We start from the raw sequence: 17,890 nt of genomic DNA on the forward strand, positions 1-17,890 counted from the left end.
CTTCGCCAAAACGCGCTTTGCCCTGAGGCCGAAAAGGCGTTATCGCCTCACCATGCCCATCGAGATCTTCGTCGACGCCGATGCCTGCCCCGTCAAGGACGAGGTATTCCGCGTGTCCATCAGGCACGGGCTCAAGACCCATGTCGTCGCCAACAGCTTCATGCGCGTGCCGCGCGATCCCCTGATCGAATTCGTGCTGGTGCAGGCCGGCCCTGACGCCGCGGATGACTGGATTGCGGCGCGCGCGACGCCGCAGGCCGTGGTCATCACCAACGACATCCCGCTCGCCAGCCGCTGCATCGCGGTCGGCGCCCAGGTGATAGGCACCACCGGCAAGCCCTTCACCGAAGCCTCCATCGGCATGGCGCTCGCCACCCGGAACCTGATGGAGCATCTGCGCTCCACCGGCGAGATGACCGGCGGCCCGAGGCCCTTTGCCGCCAAGGACCGCTCGGCCTTCCTGCAGGCCCTGGACACGGCGATCATGCGGCTGAAGCGGGCGGGCGGGTAACGGCTCCGTCCGGCGGGGAGAAGGGTTCCCGCATTCCCTGCGCCACCCTGTCGCTTGGCGCTTCGGCGGCATGCGCCTATCTAGAGTGGGGCAGCCAGGAGATTTTCATGTCCGAGCATGACGACGAGGCGAACCGGCTTTCGGCCAGAGCGAGGCGTTATGCCCGGGTCGGCGTCAATGTCGGCGGCGTAGCGGCCCGCATGGCCGGTTCGCGGCTCATGGGGGGCGGGGCTTCCTCGAGCTCCAATGCGGCGGCGCTGGCCAAGGCGCTCGGCGGGCTGAAGGGGCCGCTGATGAAGGTCGGCCAGTTGCTCTCCACCATTCCCGATGCGCTGCCGCCTGATTATGCCGCCGAACTCTCCAAGCTGCAGAGCCAGGCACCGCCCATGGGCTGGGCCTTCGTCAAGCGGCGCATGATGGCCGAGCTCGGGCCGGACTGGGCCGGGCGCTTCGCCAGCTTCGAGCACGAACCGGCGGCGGCCGCCTCGCTCGGCCAGGTCCATCGCGCCACCGCCAAGGACGGCACCGCCCTGGCCTGCAAGCTGCAATATGCCGACATGCAGTCGGCCGTGGAGGCCGATCTTTCCCAGTTGCAGGTGCTGTTCGCCCTGCACCGGCGCTTCGATCCGGCCATCGACACGCGCGAAATCTACCAGGAGATCGGCGAGCGGGTGCGCGAGGAGCTCGACTATCGCCGCGAGGCCAAGCATACCGCGCTCTACCGCAACGCCTTCGCCTCGCTCGGCATCAGCGACGTGCGGGCGCCGCGGGTATGGCCCGAGCTTTCCACTGGCCGGCTGCTCACCATGGACTGGCTCACGGGCGAGCGTATCCTCGCCTTCAAGGAGGAGGACCTTGCCGTGCGCAACCGGCTGGCGGCGTCGATGTTCGCGGCCTGGTGGCAGCCCTATGCCCATATCGGCATCATCCACGGCGACCCGCATCTGGGCAATTACACCGTGTTCAGCGAGGGGGGCGAGCCTGCAGGCATCAACCTGCTCGATTATGGCTGCATCCGCATCTTCCCGCCGGCCTTCGTGGGCGGTGTGGTCGAACTCTATCGCGGCCTCCTGCACGGCGAGGCCGAGCGCGTGGTGCATGCCTATGAGAGCTGGGGCTTCCGCAAGCTGAGCAAGGACCTGATCGAGACGCTGAACCTGTGGGCACGCTTCATCTTCGGCCCGCTGCTCGACGATCGGGTGCGCACCATCGCCGATGGCGTGGCCCCGTCCGAATATGGCCGAAGGGAAGCCTATGCCGTGCATCAGGCACTCAAGCAGAAAGGCCCGGTGACGGTGCCGCGCGAATTCGTGTTCATGGATCGCGCCGCGATCGGGCTCGGCGGCGTGTTCCTGCATTTGCGCGCGGAACTGAACTTCCACCGCCTGTTCGAGGCGGCGATCGAGGACTTTTCGATCGAGACCGTGGCAGCCCGGCAACAGGCCGCGCTCGCCGAGGTTGGTTTGTAAAGCCGAAACCGGCTCCAGGTGTCACCGAGCGTGAAGCCTGCCACTCCCGAGTTGTCTCGCCCAATCGATCCTCAGGATCGATTGGGCTCGCAATGACGGGAGGTTAGTCAGGTCTGAGGAGCGTCCATTGACGCTCCTGCCCCCTTATTCAGGAAGCTGGGGCTTCGCTCCGGTGATGCAGCGGATGCCGCATGGCGGCGTGATGCACCCGGCGCGTCGTCATCGGGGCAGTGGGCGCTTCCACGCCGGGCGCCGCCTCCACCGCTGGATCGACGCCCTGTCCGGCATTGGCGTTCCACAAAGGCATGGCCGCCGGCGCGACAGGTGTCTTGGCTTCGTCATAACCGAAGCCGCGCTGGATCGAATAGAAGTCGGTGATGCCATCGGCCTGGGCGCAGGACGCTGCCGCTGCCAGTCCACATGCGGCCAAGACGGAAGTGATCAAAATTCTCATCGTGTTTACCCTTTGGAATATTGCGGTGCTCTCGTGTCATCGCGATGTCAGAAGTAGAGCCTAGCTTTGCCATAAGTAAGGCATCAACATAGTGTTCGCGAAGTTTTGAAATTTGTTTCTGTAGTGTTGCTGAGATATTTATTAATGATTGTTTGGGTTTTTGGTTGCAACTTTTCATTGAAGATCGAAAACTATTTATGGTTGTGCGATGACGGAGGATTCAACGTATTGGCGATGGCCATGTCTGTGGGGGAAGTCCACCGATCGGGCAGGCGGTTGCCATCCCCGGCCCATCCGCCTATGACAGGCTTCCCACCCTCGATGCTCCGATTCCGCCATGACCCCGACGCAACCGGCTGCCAGTCTTGCCGATCTCCGCCAAGAAATCGATCGCATCGACGCCGCCATGCATGGGCTTCTGATGGAGCGTGGCGAGATCATTGACCAGCTCATCGCCATCAAGCGCTCTCAGGCCTCGGGCTCCGCTTTCCGGCCGGGACGCGAAGCCTCGATGATGCGCGAGATCGTCGGGCGCCATCACGGCATCCTGCCGGTCGACATCGTCGAATCGATCTGGCGGGTGATCATCGCCACCTTCACCCATGTGCAGGCGCCCTATACGGTGCATGGCGACATCTGCCTCGGCAATGCGGCGATGCGCGACGTCGCCCGCTTCCATTTCGGTTTCGTCGTGCCCTACGAGACGCATGACGATGCCGGCGACGTCATTCACGCTCTGAGCCATTCGCGCGGCGATCTCGGCCTGGTGCCGGTAGCGGCGCCTGGTGCCTGGTGGCGTGCCCTTGAAGGGGAGACAGCGCCCAAGATCATCGCCAGGCTCCCCTTCGTCGAGCGGGCCGATCATCCGGCCGCGTTACCGACCTATGTGCTGTCCAAGCCGATCGACGAGCCCCCTTCGACCAGCGATATCAGGCTGGTCTCGGCCGTGCTGCCGGTTGCCCTGCCCAAGCTGCCGCAGGGCTGGAGCATTCCAGCTCATGCCGGTGCGGCCCTGCTGGTCGCTCTGCATCCTGGCCAGACCGTCGTCGCGCTCGCCGAAGCCCTGCCGGTGGGCACCAGTTTCGAGCCGGTCGGCTCTCACGCGCCGGCTTTCGTCCTGCCTCTCAAGTAATCTTGGAATCCCCAAACATGAACGGTCCCGTTCCCCGCAAGGGCATCCTCGACATCGATGCCTATGTGCCTGGCAAATCGGCGGCGCCTGCTGGCGTCAGGCTCTGGAAATTGTCGTCCAACGAGACGCCGCTCGGTCCGAGCGCCCAGGCCAAGGCAGCCTATGCCGCCGCAAGCGAGAAGCTCGAACTCTATCCCGACGGCGCTTCCTCCGCCCTGCGGGCCGCGATTGCCGCACGCTACGGCCTCGATCCCGTCCGCCTGATCTGCGGCGCCGGCTCGGACGAACTTCTCTCGCTGCTGGCCTATACCTATCTCGGCCCGGGCGACGAGGCCGTCTATAGCGAGCATGGCTTCCTCGTCTACAAGATCGCGACCCTTGCGGCTGGCGCCACGCCGGTGGTGGCTCCAGAGAAGAACTACACGGCCGATGTCGATGCCCTGCTCGCGCGGGTGACCGCGAAGACGAAGATCGTCTTCCTCGCCAATCCCAACAATCCCACCGGTACCTATCTGCCCTTCGACGAGGTCAAGCGCCTGCATGCCGGCCTGCGTTCCGACATCCTCCTGGTGCTCGATGCCGCCTATGCCGAATATGTGCGGGCGAACGATTATGAGTCCGGCCTCGAGCTGGTGGCGACCAGCGCCAATGTGGTGATGGCCCGCACCTTCTCGAAGATCTACGGCCTCGCCAATCTGCGCCTGGGCTGGATGGTGGGCCCGCTCGCGGTGATCGATGCGGTCAACCGCATCCGTGGTCCCTTCAACGTCTCTGGCCCAGCCATGGCCGCTGGCATCGCCGCCATCGAAGACCAAGCCCATGTCACAGCCGCCATTGCCCATAACGACGAGTGGCTGGCCTGGCTGACCAGTGAGCTCACCGGCCTCGGCCTGGGCGTGACGCCTTCGGTCGGCAATTTCCTGCTGGTGCATTTCCCGAAGGAAGCCGGCAAGAGCGCCAGGGACGCCGACGCCTTCCTGACCGAACGCGGCCTGATCCTGCGGCGCGTCGACGCCTATGGCCTGCCCGACGCCCTGCGCCTGACCATCGGCCCGGAGGAAGCCAATCGGCTGGTGGTCGAAACGCTGCGGGCGTTTCTGGGCCAGTAAAGCGGATTCCTCTTCACCCCAACCCCTTTCCCGAGCTGGGAAAGGGGAGCCAGTCTGGAGCCTTCATGTCCGATCTTTCCACCTTCCCGATCACCAAGCGCTGGCCCGCCCAGCATCCCGACCGCATCCAGCTCTATTCGCTGCCCACGCCCAATGGTGTGAAGGTATCGATCATGCTGGAGGAGACCGGGCTCGCCTATGAGCCGCATCTCATCGACATCGGCAAGAACGAGACCTGGGGTCCCGAATTCCTCTCGCTCAATCCCAATGGCAAGATCCCGGCTATCATCGATCCCGATGGCCCGGGCGGTAAGCCACTCGGCCTGTTCGAATCCGGCGCCATCCTGCTCTATCTCGCCGAGAAGACCGGCAAGTTCCTGCCGGCTGATGCCGCTGCCCGCTACGAGACCATCCAATGGGTGTTCTTCCAGATGGCGGCAATCGGACCGATGTTCGGCCAGGTCGGTTTTTTCCACAAATTCGCCGGCCGGGAGATCGAGGACAAGCGTCCGCTCGAACGCTACCGAGCCGAATCCAAGCGCCTGCTCGGCGTGCTCGAAACACGCCTGGAGAGCCGCGACTGGCTGATGGGTGCCGACTATACCATCGCCGACATCGCCACGCTTGGCTGGGTGCGCAACCTCGTCGGCTTCTACGGCGCCGGCGAACTGGTTGATTATGCCAGCCTGGAGCGCGTGCCGGCCTGGCTCGAGCGCGGCCTCGCCCGCCCGGCGGTACAGCGCGGGCTGGAGATCCCGAAACGGGACTGACGCTCCCGGGACAACCAGCCTCCTGCCGTCTCTTCAACCTTTATTGATACAGAAAAAAAGCGACGCGGCTAAAGACAGCCGCGTCGCTTTTCATTCGAGACGTTAAGGTTCGGGGGAAGGCAAATCCTCCGCGCTCTTGCGGAGGATTTGCCTTCCCCCGTCTCATCGTGCACAGAAGGCGAAAGTTCCAGGGTTCCCATGTCTGACGCTCCCTTTCTCTTTGACCGGCTCTGCGTGATCGGGATCGGCCTGATCGGCTCCTCCATCCTACGAGCGGCACGCAGCTATAGGCTTGCCCGGACGCTGGTGGCGGCGGATCTTTCGCCGAATGTAGTTGGTCGCGTTGAAGAGCTCGGCATCGCCGATGTCGCCACCACGGATTTCGGCGCCGCCGTGGTGGACGCGGACTGTGTCATCCTCTGCGTGCCCTCGGGCGCTTTCGGCGTGGTGACGGAGATCATCGCTCCGCATCTCAAGTCCGGCGCCATCATCTCGGATACCGGCTCGGTCAAGGGCGCCGTGGTGGCGCAGATGTCGCCCTTCCTGCCCGCGGGTGTGCATTTCATCCCGGCCCATCCGGTGGCCGGCACCGAGCATTCAGGTCCCGATGCCGGCTTTGCCGAACTGTTCGAGAATCGCTGGTGCATCTTCACGCCGGCCGAGAACATCGACGCCGAGGCCCTGGCGCGCTATCGCGCGTTCTGGGAAAGACTCGGTTCCAAGGTGGAATGCATGACGCCGGAGCATCACGACCTCGTGCTCGCCGTCACCAGCCATGTCCCGCATCTCATCGCCTACAACATTGTCGGCACCGCGGACGATCTGGAGGCGGTGACGCAGTCGGAGGTGATCAAGTTCTCAGCCGGCGGTTTCCGCGACTTCACGCGTATCGCCGCCTCCGATCCCACCATGTGGCGCGACGTCTTCCTCAACAACAAGAAGGCCGTGCTGGAAGTGCTCGGCCGCTTCTCGGAGGACCTGGCCTATCTGCAGCGGGCGATCCGCTGGGGGAAGGCGACAAGTTGTTCGACCTGTTCACCCGCACCCGCGCCGTGCGCCGCTCGATCATCGACCAGGGCCAGGAGACGGCCGCTCCCGATTTCGGTCGTCCGCATGGCAAGCAATGAAGCCTGTCGCCAATGAGGCCTGTCGCACGGCCGCCATCAGCCTCGTCAACGCCGCCAAATCCTGTCGTTTGCAGGCTAGCGGCTGGCCCGGTTGCGACCTTAATTAACAGGTGACTTCTCTCCAAGGCGGAACGGAAAGACCATGACCGAAACGGTTATTACTTCGGAAAAGCAAAAGGTCGTGCTGGGCTTCGACAAGCGCTTCGTCATGATCGGCGAACGCATCAATCCGACGGGCCGTAAGCTGCTCGCCGCCGAGATGGCGGCCGGCGACTATTCGCGTGTCGTCTCCGACGCGATCGCCCAGGTCGAGGCCGGCGCCCAGATGCTGGACGTCAATGCCGGCATCCCGCTTGCCGACGAGCCGAAGATCCTGGCCGAATGCATCAAGCTGGTGCAGGACACCGTGCCGGTGCCGCTCTCGATCAACTCGTCCATCGTCGAGGCGCTGGAAGCCGGTCTTTCCGTTTACAAGGGCAAGCCGCTGGTTAATTCCGTCACCGGCGAGGAAGAGCGCCTGGAGCGCGTGCTGCCGCTGGTGAAGAAATACAATGCCGCCGTCGTTGCTATCTCGAATGACGAGACCGGCATCTCCGAAGATCCCGATGTGCGCTATGAGGTTGCCAAGAAGATCGTCGAGCGCGCCGCCGATTACGGCATCCCGCGCGAGGACATCGTGGTCGACCCCTTGGTGATGCCGGTGGGCGCTATCAACGATGCCGGCCGCAAGCTGATGCATCTCTTGCGCCGCCTGCAGACAGAACTGAAGGTCAACACCACCTGCGGCGCCTCCAATTTCTCCTTTGGCCTGCCGAACCGCCGCGGCCTCAACGCCTCCTTCCTGCCGATGATGATCGGCGCCGGCATGACCTCGGCGATCATGAATCCGCTACATCTTGAAGACATCCAGGCCATCCTCGGCGCCGACGTCGTGATGGGTCATGATCCTAACTGCATGAGCTGGATCAAGAAGTTCCGCGAGCCGCAGCCGGAAGCCGCCGAAGGCGCCGGCCGCCGCGAACGACGTCGCGCGCGCGGCTGACGATCTCACTCTCCCTCCTTGTGGGGAGGGGCCGCGATAGGGGCGGATGAGGGGTGGACGTACCTATCGGTTTGTTGCCAAGAAACGAAGAGCCAGATTAGAAGGTCGCGAAGCTCCCCTCATCCGACCTCGCTTCGCTCGGCCACCTTCTCTCGCAAGGGGAGAAGGAGGATCGGCCGTTGCGGCAGACATTCAAGGCCCCGCCGATGACCAATCCGCTCGTCTTCTTCGCACCCTCCGGCAAGCGCGGCCGTTTTCCCGAAGGTACCTCCGTCCTCGAAGCGGCTCGCAAGCTTGGCGTCGACCTCGATTCGGTCTGCGGCGGGCGCGGCATTTGCGGGCGCTGCCAGATCGAGGTCGGTGACGGCAAATTCCCCAAGCTCGGCATCGTTTCGGCACCGGAGCACGTCACCGAATGGAACGCGGTGGAGGAGCGCTACGTTTCCAAGCGTGGGCCGCTCGCCGAGGGCCGGCGCCTCGGCTGCCAGACCAAACTATGCAGCGACGTCGTCATCGACGTACCGCCCGACAGCCAGGTGCATCGCCAGGTCGTGCGCAAGAGTGCGGCGATCCGCGACATCGCCATCGAACCGGTCGTGGCGCTGCACTATGTCGAGGTACGCGAGCCCGACATGCACGAGCCTTCCAGTGATTTCCGCCGCCTGCAGGAGGCTCTGGAGCAGCAATGGGGACTCAAGGACGTCACGGCGCCGCTGGAATCGCTGCGTCTGCTGCAATGGTCCCTGCGCCAGGGGCAGTGGTCGGTGACGGTGGCTGTCAGGCACAAGCGGGAGATCGTCGGCATCTGGCCCGGCCTGCATGAGCAGGGGGTGGGGCTGGCCGTCGATATCGGCTCCACCACCATCGCGGCGCATCTATGCGATCTCGCCAGCGGCGAGGTGCTCTCTTCTTCCGGCATCATGAACCCGCAGATTCGCTTCGGCGAAGACGTGATGAGCCGCGTCTCCTATGTGATGATGAACCCGGGCGGCGATGTCGAGCTGACCACGGCGGTGCGCGAGGCGATCGCCGAGCTCGCCGTGTCGGTCACCAAGGAGGTCGGCCTCAACTCCAACGACATTCTGGAGATGACGGTGGTCGCCAATCCGATCATGCACCATCTCTTCCTCGGACTCGACCCGACCGAGCTCGGCGGTGCACCCTTTGCGCTCACCATCGATGGCGCCTACCAGACGCGGGCGGCTCATCTCAACCTGCCGCTCTCCAGCGGCGCCTATGTCTATGTGCTGCCCTGCATCGCCGGCCATGTCGGGGCTGACACCGCCGGCGTCGTGCTTTCGGAAGGGCCCTATCTCAGGCCGGAAGTGTCGCTGGTGGTCGATGTCGGCACCAATGCGGAGATCGTGCTGGGCAATCGCGAGCGCCTGCTCGCCTGCTCCTCGCCCACGGGCCCGGCCTTCGAGGGCGGCCAGATCTCCTCGGGCCAGCGTGCTGCGCCCGGCGCCATCGAGCGCGTGCGCATCGATCCCGTCACGCTGGAACCGCGCTACAAGGTGATCGGCTCGGATCTGTGGTCGGACGAGCCGGGCTTCGACAAGGCGGTGGTGCGTACCGGCGTCACCGGCATTTGCGGTTCAGGCGTCATCGAGGCGATCGCCGAGATGCTGCTCGCGGGCCTGATCACGCCCGATGGCGTCGTTGACGGTACCATGGCGGCCCGTTCGCCGCGTGTCGAGGAAGATGGGCGCACCTTCAAATATCTTGTCCGCGAGGGTGAGCCGCGCATCGCCATCACCCAGAACGACGTGCGTGCGATTCAGCTCGGCAAGGCCGCGCTCTATGCCGGCGTGCGCCTCCTGATGGACCGCTACGGCGTCACCGCTGTCGACCGCATCACCCTGGCCGGCGCCTTTGGCAGCCATATCGACGTCAAGCACGCCATGATCCTCGGCTTGGTGCCCGATTGCGAACTCGACAAGGTCGGCTCGGCCGGCAATGCCGCCGGCACCGGAGCCCGCATCGCTTTGCTCAATGCCTCGGCCCGCACGGAGATCGAGGATGTGGTGCGCCGTATCGAGAAGGTGGAGACCGCGATCGAGCCTTCCTTCCAAGCCCATTTCGTCGGCGCCATGGCGATCCCGCACAAATCCGACCCGTTCCCCTATCTGGAGGCGGCGCTTGGCGTCACCTTCAAGCGTGGCAGTGGCGATGGCGAGGGGGGCGGGGGCCGTGAGCGTCGACGCCGGAGGGGCTGATGGCAGTGACATGCCCCATCTCATGATATCAGCCCCTCTCTTGGAAACACCAGGCTTTCCGCGATAGGAAGGGGTGATGTCAGCACTCCAAGGATTGCCCATGCCCGCTTCCTTCACCGGCTTCGGCGAGAAGGCATTGCCCTTCCTCAAGGCGCTCGAATTCCATATGAACCGCGACTGGTTCCAGGAGAATCGGGGCCTGTATGACAGCGACGTGCTGGCGCCCTTTTCGGCCCTGATCGAAGCCGTCAACGCGACCTGCATCGCCAAGGGCCTGCCGATGCGCGGCACGCCGAAGAGCGCACTCTTCCGCATCCATCGCGACGTACGCTTCGCCAAGGACAAGCGCCCCTACAAGACCCACGCCGGCGCGGTGATGACGCGTTCAGGCGCCAAGAATGACCCTGGCCTCACTTATTTTCACGTCTCGCCCGAAGGCTGCTTTGCCGCCGTCGGTTTCTATGATCTCGAGCCGAAGCAACTCGCCGCCTTTCGCCAGGCGATCGTCGGCGCCCCCGGACGTTTCCGTGCCATGAACGCCAAGCTTGGCGCTGCGGGGCTCGCCTTCGATCCACAATGGAGCCTGAAGCGCCCGCCGCGTGAAGCCACCGGCATCGAGGATGCCGATCTCATCGCCGCCCTGAAGCTGAAATCGATCGTGGTGAAGCGGCCCCTGCCGGACACGTTGATTCGTAGCCCCAAGCTCGTCGATGCCTGCACCGGCCTCATCGAAGATGCCTTGCCGCTGCTCGACTTCGGCTGGGCAGCCCTGGCGGTGCTGGAGCCGGAACGCGGTTGAATGACACGGAAAGGGCTTGACCTTTGCGCCGCAAACGGGTTTTCGTGGCGCCAAGGCTGTCCCGGTAGCTCAGCAGGATAGAGCAACGGTTTCCTAAACCGTAGGTCAGGGGTTCGAATCCCTTCCGGGACGCCACGCAAACTCTTGATTTTTCTGTATTCTTCGGTCGCGAGCCGGGTTCCCGAGCTATGGTCTGCGCTATCCGAAACCAAAATTTCCACCGATCGAAGACCGCAAGAGGCATGTTCGCCGAAAAGATGCCAATCGATTAACGAGGACTGGCGGTTCTCGACGGCTGTTTGTCGTCGATGAGGCGATCGAGCTTGGCCTCGATGCGGCGTGTCGTTTCCACGAAGGCCTGCATCGTGGTTTCGGCCCTTGCGAAGCGCTCGCGAACTTCGAAACTACCATCCTTGAGCTTGCCTATTTCTACCTCGAGCTTGAGGTTGCGCTCCTCGACGACGGTGACACGGCTGTTGAGCTGGCTCGACCACCAAACGACACCTCCAGTCTGGATCAACAGGGTGATCACCAGGGCGAGTGGGATCTTCTTGTCCACACTCCAATGTTCTCTCTCGCTCATGGCCAGCACCCCGCTGCCCGGCCACCTTCGTAGTGAACGGCCAGGCGGCGATTGCTCTCGCGCGAGACGGCCTGCACGTCCCGCAGGCTGTCGGTAATCACGCCGCAGGGGCGATCAACGGGTGGCATGCTTGCACACCCGCTCAAAGCGATCCCAGTCGCCACCAGTGCTGTAGCAGCGATTGACCGCACCGCTGGCATCGACGAAGCGCTCCTTGGCCGCATGATTTGCCCTTTCGATGTTGGCGGCGGCTCGCTCCGTTGCGGCTCGCTCGCGATCTTGGATGAAAAGCCAGAGCGCTACCAAGGCGGCGGCAACTGCCAGCGCTCGCAGCAACAGGGGCGGTGGGATAAGGCGAAACAAGGCGAGCGCGGTGGCGATCATGCTGCTGCCTCCCGATGTTTCGCCTGCCGATAAGCGATAATGGCGAGGCCCGCGATCGCCGCGATGCTGCCGCAGGCGACCAGTAGGGCGAAGACGATGTCGACCACGCCGCCATTGCCGGTGATCGGCTGCAGCGTGTCCTTGGCGGCGCCGATGGTGGCGCCGGCCGTGCCGATCGTGGCCACGATGGTGCCCTTGCCGGCGATGGTCGAGGAGACCTTGGCATCTGCGGGCGTGGCGCTCTCCAGGCCGACAGGAGACGGAGGAATGGCGGTGGCGACGCCATCGGCCAGGCGGAGAGCACTTTCCCGCACATGCGCAACTCGGGCGCTCCAACCCTTGCCGAAGGTTGGCCAGGTCTTGAGGCCGCGCAGGAACCGCAAGCGGGCGTCCTGCAATTTGTCGATGAGGTCGGCTATATCGCGCCTGCGGATGGCCTCCAGCGTCTTCAGGCCCACTATGCCGTCGGCCTCGACAGCGAGGAGGCGCTGCAGTGTTTTCACAGCCTGGGCTGGGCCGGAATTCACGGCATAATCGAATAATGCATAATCGAGGCCGACCGGCAGTTCCGGATAGCGCAGGGGCTGTGCATACTGCTTGTCCAGGATCCGGGCCGCCTCCGTCAGCGTCAGACGCTTGACCTCATCCGGCGTGGCCTTGCGGCCAAGCCGGCGCGAGGCGCCCAGGGTGGCAGCCGTGATCCCATATTTCGTGGCGCCGCCCGGATCACGCGGATGGTTCACATAGTCGCCTTCGGAGCCAAAGACGAGCTTGATGGTTTGGGCGAGGGTGTCGCTCATGATAACCTCAATAAAAAACTCAAAAGAAGCGGAATTGTTAGGTTCAATAAAATTTTATAAATATAAATTGTCGATATATTTGTATGTATCACATTTTTCGATTTTTTTACTAAATATATACTAAATATATGAAAATTTTCGAAGAAATATGATCCAATAAGGTCAATTTATATAAATACTTGAAATATATACAACGTTACAGTACTCATATATTCGGATCTAATTTTCCAAATATATTCGAAACATTCTTCCCATGAGCATGACCATGACTTTTCAGCCAAACCCCTTGACGCAGGCCTCTTCCAACAGAGCTATCCCTGTCACGCAGGTTCCATTTCTGCGATAGATGTCTGTGAGTTGAACAAATTCGAGAGGCGCATCGGTCCTCGCCTCGGCAATCACAAGGAAAACGCCGTCGTTACTTCTGCGAGCAATCCAACTAAAAATGGCTTCATCGCGCGTACTTTCGAACACATTCAGCGCATCGCTCGCAGAGCTACATCCCGACGCATAATGGCCAGATGAAGAAAAATCAGACCCCATTGGTGGTCGGAGACATACTCAAAACCGACCGTTTTTGTGTTTTTCACTACTCTTGCTCCCACTACGGAGGCCGATCATCTTCGATGTTTAATTCATTCGAGGAGGCAAAATTTCAGTGAGAACACCGGCAAGTGTTTGATTTACCGTGAGTGTCTGGCTGAACTGCTGCCTCGGGTAACGGAAGCGAAATTGGAATCCCCTTGGCTTGTTTCGGTAAGCGCGCTAGGGAAATCTCCAGCATTTTTAGAATGGAAAGTTGAACCCTTGGCGGAAGTTACAATTGGAATTCCGGTGTACAATGGAGAAGCACAACTTCCTGAGTGCTTGGCATGTATAGTCAATCAGAGTTTTCAAGATATCGAAATCCTGATTTATGATAACGCGTCAACTGATCGCACCCAGTCGATTATTGAAGAGTTCGCTGCCAGAGATCACCGGATTAAATACATTCGGCGCCCCGAAAACGTGGGAGCGTTTCGAAATTTCAGCGACCCTCTCAATCACGCAACGACTCCCTATTTTATGTGGCGTGCCCATGATGATCTGTCGTCACTGAATTATGTTGAGAAACTCGTTGCGGCTTTAAAGCGCGAATCCGGCACCTGCCTGGCTGCTGGAACAATCCAGTTCGAAAGAACTGAGGGGCACCGAATTCAACGTATCAGTCCAACGACCCACCGCCACTCCGTAGCCTTGTTAGATATCCTTAGTCTGATGTTTGGATCTCACGCGGGCTGGTTCTATGGCTTGTGGGATACCCTTACGATACAAAAACTGGCTAGTCGCATTTGGGAAGAGTTTCCCCATGCGTGGTCTGCCGATCACCTAACCCTCTACCCCAACTTCTTGGACCGTCAGGTTGCCATGGCGCCGGATGCTGTATTCATTCAGCGTGAGACGCCTAAAGCATATGGACCACGCCAAGGTCAGCGCCAACCCCTCGGAGATCTCATCGAATTGCGAAGGAAGTTCCGCATTTATTGCGATAGCCTAGTTGACGAGCGTGATTTTGATCCCTTCACACGAGTCGCACTCAAGATCGCCAATCGAGCCTATGCAGGAAAACGCGTCTATCCGATGCGAAAGATCATCAAGCGCACTCTGTTTCGTTATTGACCTAGGCTGCGGGCGCCAACAATCTGATAATACGAGGGTTTTTCACGATCGGGTACATTGCATCCGATGTTGTGAATATCTGGCCGTCCCGCCACATGCGCCGTAACCCAATAGGCTGTGAGTTCAAGTGGGCGTCGGTTGTGGCTGTCTCAGCATACAGCTCTTCAACCATTCTTCAGCGGACCCAGACTGCATGGCGCGATAGACGCTGCCGATAGCACAGCTCTCTCGTTTGACGAATGGCATCACACCCTTCCCCGTGTGTCGATCCACCCGAGGGTGGTGATAATGACCGTGGTCGAGGCGCTACTGGTATTACGGTGCCGGATCTGGCCGCTGCCATTGGTTCGAATGCGCAGTCGGGCGTAACCCCGGCTCCCTGCCGATGCCGCGATCACCGTAAAGTAGGGAGCAGCCGTGGAGGAAGGCGCTTGATCGGACGTCAAGGGGGACGACACAAGGACATAGCCGAAGGTTGTGCTTTCAGCGCTGAACTCGATCTCAGCTTCGGCATTTATCGCCGGAGGAACCGAAAGAGCGACCAATTGGGCCGAGGTCGACGAGACCGCCGACAATGCATCGGCGACCGGTATGTCCCAAAGGAATTGATCCCCCACTTGAACAAATGGCATCATCTGCGAGCTGCCATTCGTCCTGATCGCGCCAATACGTCGACGAGCTGTGTATCCCGCCGGCATCATCGGCGCGGTCGCGCTGATCGATAGCAGCACATCGCTCGACCCGTCACTGTCCTTCCGGATCAGATGGACATGATACCAAGTGGTCGCGGCGACCGATCCGGTGTCGAGGCCGCCATTGCCGGTGCCGGCCGTCCAGGCTCCGAGCCCTTTCGTGATGGCAATGCCCAACGCCATATTGTAGGCAGCGCCGCCATCTTCATTGGCACAGCCGCCAGCCGCGATGCCGACACTTGTCGTGGATGCCTGCGACAGAGTCAGGCCGTTGAGAGTGCCAGTTGGCCATGCGGAACTGCTTGAAGTCCAGGTCGGCACGCCGCCTGAGATGGCGAGTACCTGTCCTGTCGAACCAATGGCGAGCTTGCTGAGCGTGTTGGCGGCACTGGCGTAGAGGATATCACCCGTTGCAAAAGTGGTGATGTTCGTGCCGCCGCTCGTGATCGGCAATGTTCCGCTCACATGTGTGGTCAGGCCAACCTTGCCCCATGAGGGCGCCACTCCCACACCGCCGGAGCGAAGCACATTTCCACCCACAACATCAGCCAGCTTAGCAAGCGTGGTGGTGGAGTCGGCATAAAGCATGTCACCGACGGCAAACCCGGCGTTAAGCCCCGCAAGGGCTCTTGGGGGATGATTATTGCGTTGGATGCAAGCCAGCTGCCGCCGCAGACATCCCATTCCGTCCCGCCGCGATTGATCAGTTCAACATCTTCGCCGGGGCGGAGTGTCAAGGAGGTGTTGGCCCCGCCTAGCCCGGCCGGGGGGCAATAGATGAAATCGCCACCCTGCCGAACAATCGTCACGTCAGCCGTGCCATGATTGAACGCGCGAACGGCAGGGCCCGCGACACCAGCCCCCCATGTGCCGCCTAGGGGTAGCGTTATGTTGAACGGGCTGGCCGCGCTCGCCTGAATGGCCTTTCCGTGGTCGGCCGCGTTAAGGGTGATGTTGGAGCTGGCAAAGACAAAACCGGCGAAATTGCCAACTGCCCCTTTTACAAATGCAGTCGTGGCAATGCTGGTGTCGTTGTCGCCGGCAGATGGCGTCGGAGCGGTTGGGTTGCCGGTGAAGGCCGGCGAGGCAAGCGGAGCAATCGTCACATTGTAGACGGAGTTAAACAAGTCGAAGACATATTTGGTGTTGGCGGCGTTGCCGTCGCCCGCACTGACAGACTGGTTGGGGACAATCACCGGACCTGTGAAGTTAGCTCCCGACAGGCCCGCGGCACCGATGTTCGCACGAGCTGTTGAGGCCGTTGCCGCGAGTTCCGAGAGATTATTGGAGGCCAGAAGATCGCCGCCGCCGGGAACAGGAACCCACGTTGGATTTGAGCCGGTGCCGTTCGCGCGCAAAAACCAGCCGCTTGTCCCTGCTGCGAGGCGAGCCCAGGCCGTGCCGTTGTAGTAGAGGATATCGCCCTGGGATGGGGTTATCGCTGCGATGGCTGCCAGGTCTGCATCATAGGCCTGTACATCTGCGCCGATAACCAAGCCGAGCGTGGACCGGGCCGTCGAAGCATTGGCCGCGGTGACCAGTGAGAAACCGGTTGCCGACGCACCGATCGCCGTAAGCGCAGTCGAAGTACTGACGGCCTGAAAGACGGAGATGCCAGTTGCACCGCCACCGAGGTTCGTGCGCGCAAAGGCGACATTGGTCAGGTCCGAGAGGTTGCTTGCCCGTGTCAGCTTGGTATCGAATGCCGTCTGCTGGGCTGCCGAAACCGGTTTGTTCGTGTCCGAAGTATTGTCGGCATTACCAAGGCCCACATCGCCCTTCGCCAGCACTATCGTACCGGTATAGCCATTAACGGAAGTCACGGTGTTGACCTGGGCGCCAGGCTGGATGCCGTCGAGCTTCGCCTTGTCTGCCGACGACATCAGGCCGGACGCCGTCTGGGTGGCCAGAGTTCCCAGCACGGCGACCTGCTCCTTCAGGCGTTGGCCCCACATGGTGATGCGGTCGAGCGCGCGGTTGATCGTATTTGCTGGAAAAGGGCCGCCATCCTGCAGATCGACCGATTGGGTGAGCGGCACCTCGCGGTAGATAATCAACATGGTGCCGGTTGCCGGCGCTGCCATCATGGTCACGCTGCCACCTGCGGGAGAGCCGGCACCCGTGACCGCGTAGTCCGTGCCGAGCATCTTGGTGGTGTTCGTTCCGTCTGCTGCCCGGATCTGTACCACGAGATCGGTGTTGACCGTGAAGGGAGGCGGGAAGGCGAAGGCAGTCGTGCTGCCGTCCCCCGCATAGGAACGGCGATTGTCATAGCTTGGAATGGTCATGGGGGCTCCGGCAAGCAAATCGCCGCCTTGGGGCAGGATTGAACATGAAGGGTGGAAGGAAAGGGCGAGGAGCGGGAGTTTCTTGGGAAAGTGAATTGAAGCCAGCTGTGCGGGTGTCGCCACCAAGGCCCGCAGCCGGCATCGTGGAGCCAGGTCAAACCGAAGGCATGATCAGGTGAAATTCGCTGGAAGCTGGGAGACGCAAGGCAGGGATGCTATCGCCATGCGAAGTCATGGAACCCGTCTTCCATCGTCTGGGCTGACGGCATCCGGCTTTTCCGAAAGGAAAGGCTATCTTCATTCCCGTTCTGCCCGGACTCCTCACCGGCGCGGTCAAGCCATTTTTCCCAGTCGTCCGAGTCCGCCGAACAGGCTGCCGGCTGCATTGAAATAGCCGCCGGTCTGGGCATTCCGGCCGGCGATGTTGGCGAGCCTGGCCTGGTAGTTCAGATTGTTGGCCTGGTTCCTGGCGTTCCATCGGATGGCGGCGATGTCGAGCGCGCCTTCGCTGGCGGTCGAGCCGATGACGTCGGAGGGTGAGCCGTCGAGATTGACGCCTGAACCGCCGGTGAGCGCGGTCTGCGTGCCGATGGTGCTGTCGACCTGATCCTGCTTGCGGCCGGCCTGGTATTCGCCGGTCATCGTCTCGATCTGGGCCTGGCGGCGATAGGCCTCGGCCTGGGCGTCGGACTGGGCCTTGGCGGCGTTGCCCTGCTGGATGGCGCCGATGGCCGACAGGCCGGTGCCAGCGATCGAGGCGGCCGTACCGAGGCCGATGCCGGATATGGCGGAGCCGGCGGCCGAGGCGGCAGAAGCCAGGCCGGCTCCAATGGCTGCGAAAAGCGGTGGGCACAT

At 61.9% G+C, this 17,890-nt stretch carries 17 protein-coding genes, 1 tRNA gene and 1 pseudogene; 11 read left to right on the plus strand and 8 right to left on the minus strand.

The annotated features are described in order from the left end of the window. The first annotated feature begins 52 nt into the window (after positions 1-52). Both ACR9ZN_RS26345 and ACR9ZN_RS26350 read left to right on the plus strand, forming a co-directional pair. Positions 53-511: a YaiI/YqxD family protein gene (locus ACR9ZN_RS26345; RefSeq protein ID WP_441772874.1), complete on the plus strand. Its 459-nt coding sequence runs from the start codon at positions 53-55 to the stop codon at positions 509-511. 107 nt (positions 512-618) lie between these two features. Beyond that, a complete protein-coding gene (locus tag ACR9ZN_RS26350) occupies positions 619-1,980 on the plus strand; it encodes an ABC1 kinase family protein (protein ID WP_481273579.1) in 1,362 nt (453 codons plus the stop codon). A gap of 148 nt (positions 1,981-2,128) precedes the next feature. Here the strand turns inward: ACR9ZN_RS26350 and ACR9ZN_RS26355 are convergent, their stop codons facing one another. Continuing rightward, positions 2,129-2,434 carry a hypothetical protein gene (locus ACR9ZN_RS26355; RefSeq protein WP_441772873.1) on the minus strand — a complete coding sequence of 102 codons (306 nt, stop codon included), beginning with the start codon at positions 2,432-2,434 and terminating at the stop codon, positions 2,129-2,131. 337 nt (positions 2,435-2,771) lie between these two features. Here ACR9ZN_RS26355 and ACR9ZN_RS26360 point away from each other — a divergent pair, with 337 nt between their 5' ends. The 8 genes and pseudogenes from ACR9ZN_RS26360 to ACR9ZN_RS26395 all read left to right on the plus strand — a co-directional run bounded on the left by ACR9ZN_RS26360 (position 2,772) and on the right by ACR9ZN_RS26395 (position 10,764). Beyond that, a complete protein-coding gene (locus ACR9ZN_RS26360; protein ID WP_454812151.1) occupies positions 2,772-3,566 on the plus strand; it encodes a chorismate mutase in 795 nt (264 codons plus the stop codon). A gap of 17 nt (positions 3,567-3,583) precedes the next feature. Further along, entirely contained in the window at positions 3,584-4,675 is a 1,092-nt protein-coding gene (locus tag ACR9ZN_RS26365; protein WP_454812152.1) for a pyridoxal phosphate-dependent aminotransferase, read from the plus strand. A gap of 65 nt (positions 4,676-4,740) precedes the next feature. Continuing rightward, positions 4,741-5,445 carry a glutathione S-transferase N-terminal domain-containing protein gene (locus tag ACR9ZN_RS26370; RefSeq protein ID WP_441772871.1) on the plus strand — a complete coding sequence of 235 codons (705 nt, stop codon included), beginning with the start codon at positions 4,741-4,743 and terminating at the stop codon, positions 5,443-5,445. A 198-nt stretch (positions 5,446-5,643) separates the two neighbouring features. Next, positions 5,644-6,572 (plus strand): annotated as a pseudogene (locus tag ACR9ZN_RS26375) (prephenate/arogenate dehydrogenase family protein). 142 nt (positions 6,573-6,714) lie between these two features. Beyond that, the gene (locus tag ACR9ZN_RS26380; protein WP_481273580.1) at positions 6,715-7,614 is read left to right on the plus strand and encodes a methyltetrahydrofolate cobalamin methyltransferase; all 900 of its coding nucleotides are present in this window, start codon (positions 6,715-6,717) and stop codon (positions 7,612-7,614) included. Positions 7,615-7,820: 206 nt separating this feature from the next. After that, positions 7,821-9,830, plus strand: a complete 2,010-nt coding sequence (locus ACR9ZN_RS26385) for an ASKHA domain-containing protein (RefSeq protein ID WP_481274395.1) — start codon at positions 7,821-7,823, stop codon at positions 9,828-9,830. 76 nt (positions 9,831-9,906) lie between these two features. Beyond that, positions 9,907-10,629 (plus strand): DUF2461 domain-containing protein, encoded by a 723-nt coding sequence (locus ACR9ZN_RS26390; protein ID WP_481273581.1) that lies wholly within the window; start codon positions 9,907-9,909, stop codon positions 10,627-10,629. A gap of 58 nt (positions 10,630-10,687) precedes the next feature. After that, positions 10,688-10,764 (plus strand) — tRNA-Arg (locus tag ACR9ZN_RS26395). Positions 10,765-10,897: 133 nt separating this feature from the next. Here the strand turns inward: ACR9ZN_RS26395 and ACR9ZN_RS26400 are convergent. The 4 genes from ACR9ZN_RS26400 to ACR9ZN_RS26415 are packed head-to-tail and all read right to left on the minus strand — an operon-like array spanning position 10,898 to position 12,396. Further along, positions 10,898-11,212, minus strand: coding sequence for a hypothetical protein (locus ACR9ZN_RS26400; RefSeq protein WP_454812182.1), 315 nt, complete (start codon positions 11,210-11,212; stop codon positions 10,898-10,900). Beyond that, positions 11,209-11,340 (minus strand): hypothetical protein, encoded by a 132-nt coding sequence (locus tag ACR9ZN_RS26405; RefSeq protein WP_481273582.1) that lies wholly within the window; start codon positions 11,338-11,340, stop codon positions 11,209-11,211. Before ACR9ZN_RS26405 ends, ACR9ZN_RS26400 begins: the two co-directional genes overlap by 4 nt. Further along, positions 11,327-11,596: a hypothetical protein gene (locus ACR9ZN_RS26410; protein WP_481273583.1), complete on the minus strand. Its 270-nt coding sequence runs from the start codon at positions 11,594-11,596 to the stop codon at positions 11,327-11,329. The genes ACR9ZN_RS26405 and ACR9ZN_RS26410 overlap by 14 nt, the downstream gene beginning before the upstream one ends. Continuing rightward, positions 11,593-12,396, minus strand: coding sequence for a glycoside hydrolase family 108 protein (locus ACR9ZN_RS26415; protein ID WP_481273584.1), 804 nt, complete (start codon positions 12,394-12,396; stop codon positions 11,593-11,595). Before ACR9ZN_RS26415 ends, ACR9ZN_RS26410 begins: the two co-directional genes overlap by 4 nt. Before the next feature lie 732 nt (positions 12,397-13,128). Here ACR9ZN_RS26415 and ACR9ZN_RS26420 point away from each other — a divergent pair. Continuing rightward, positions 13,129-14,055, plus strand: a complete 927-nt coding sequence (locus ACR9ZN_RS26420; protein ID WP_481273585.1) for a glycosyltransferase family 2 protein — start codon at positions 13,129-13,131, stop codon at positions 14,053-14,055. A 245-nt stretch (positions 14,056-14,300) separates the two neighbouring features. Here the strand turns inward: ACR9ZN_RS26420 and ACR9ZN_RS26425 are convergent, their stop codons facing one another. The 3 genes from ACR9ZN_RS26425 to ACR9ZN_RS26435 form a co-directional block, all read right to left on the minus strand. Beyond that, complete coding sequence (locus ACR9ZN_RS26425; RefSeq protein WP_481273586.1) at positions 14,301-15,335, minus strand: hypothetical protein; 1,035 nt, start codon at positions 15,333-15,335, stop codon at positions 14,301-14,303. Next, positions 15,221-17,035 carry a hypothetical protein gene (locus ACR9ZN_RS26430; RefSeq protein ID WP_481273587.1) on the minus strand — a complete coding sequence of 605 codons (1,815 nt, stop codon included), beginning with the start codon at positions 17,033-17,035 and terminating at the stop codon, positions 15,221-15,223. The genes ACR9ZN_RS26425 and ACR9ZN_RS26430 overlap by 115 nt, the downstream gene beginning before the upstream one ends. A 333-nt stretch (positions 17,036-17,368) precedes the next feature. Then, positions 17,369-17,890, minus strand: coding sequence for a hypothetical protein (locus tag ACR9ZN_RS26435; protein ID WP_454812191.1), 522 nt, complete (start codon positions 17,888-17,890; stop codon positions 17,369-17,371).

Source organism: Labrys sp. HAY1-8F (genome assembly GCF_056754975.1).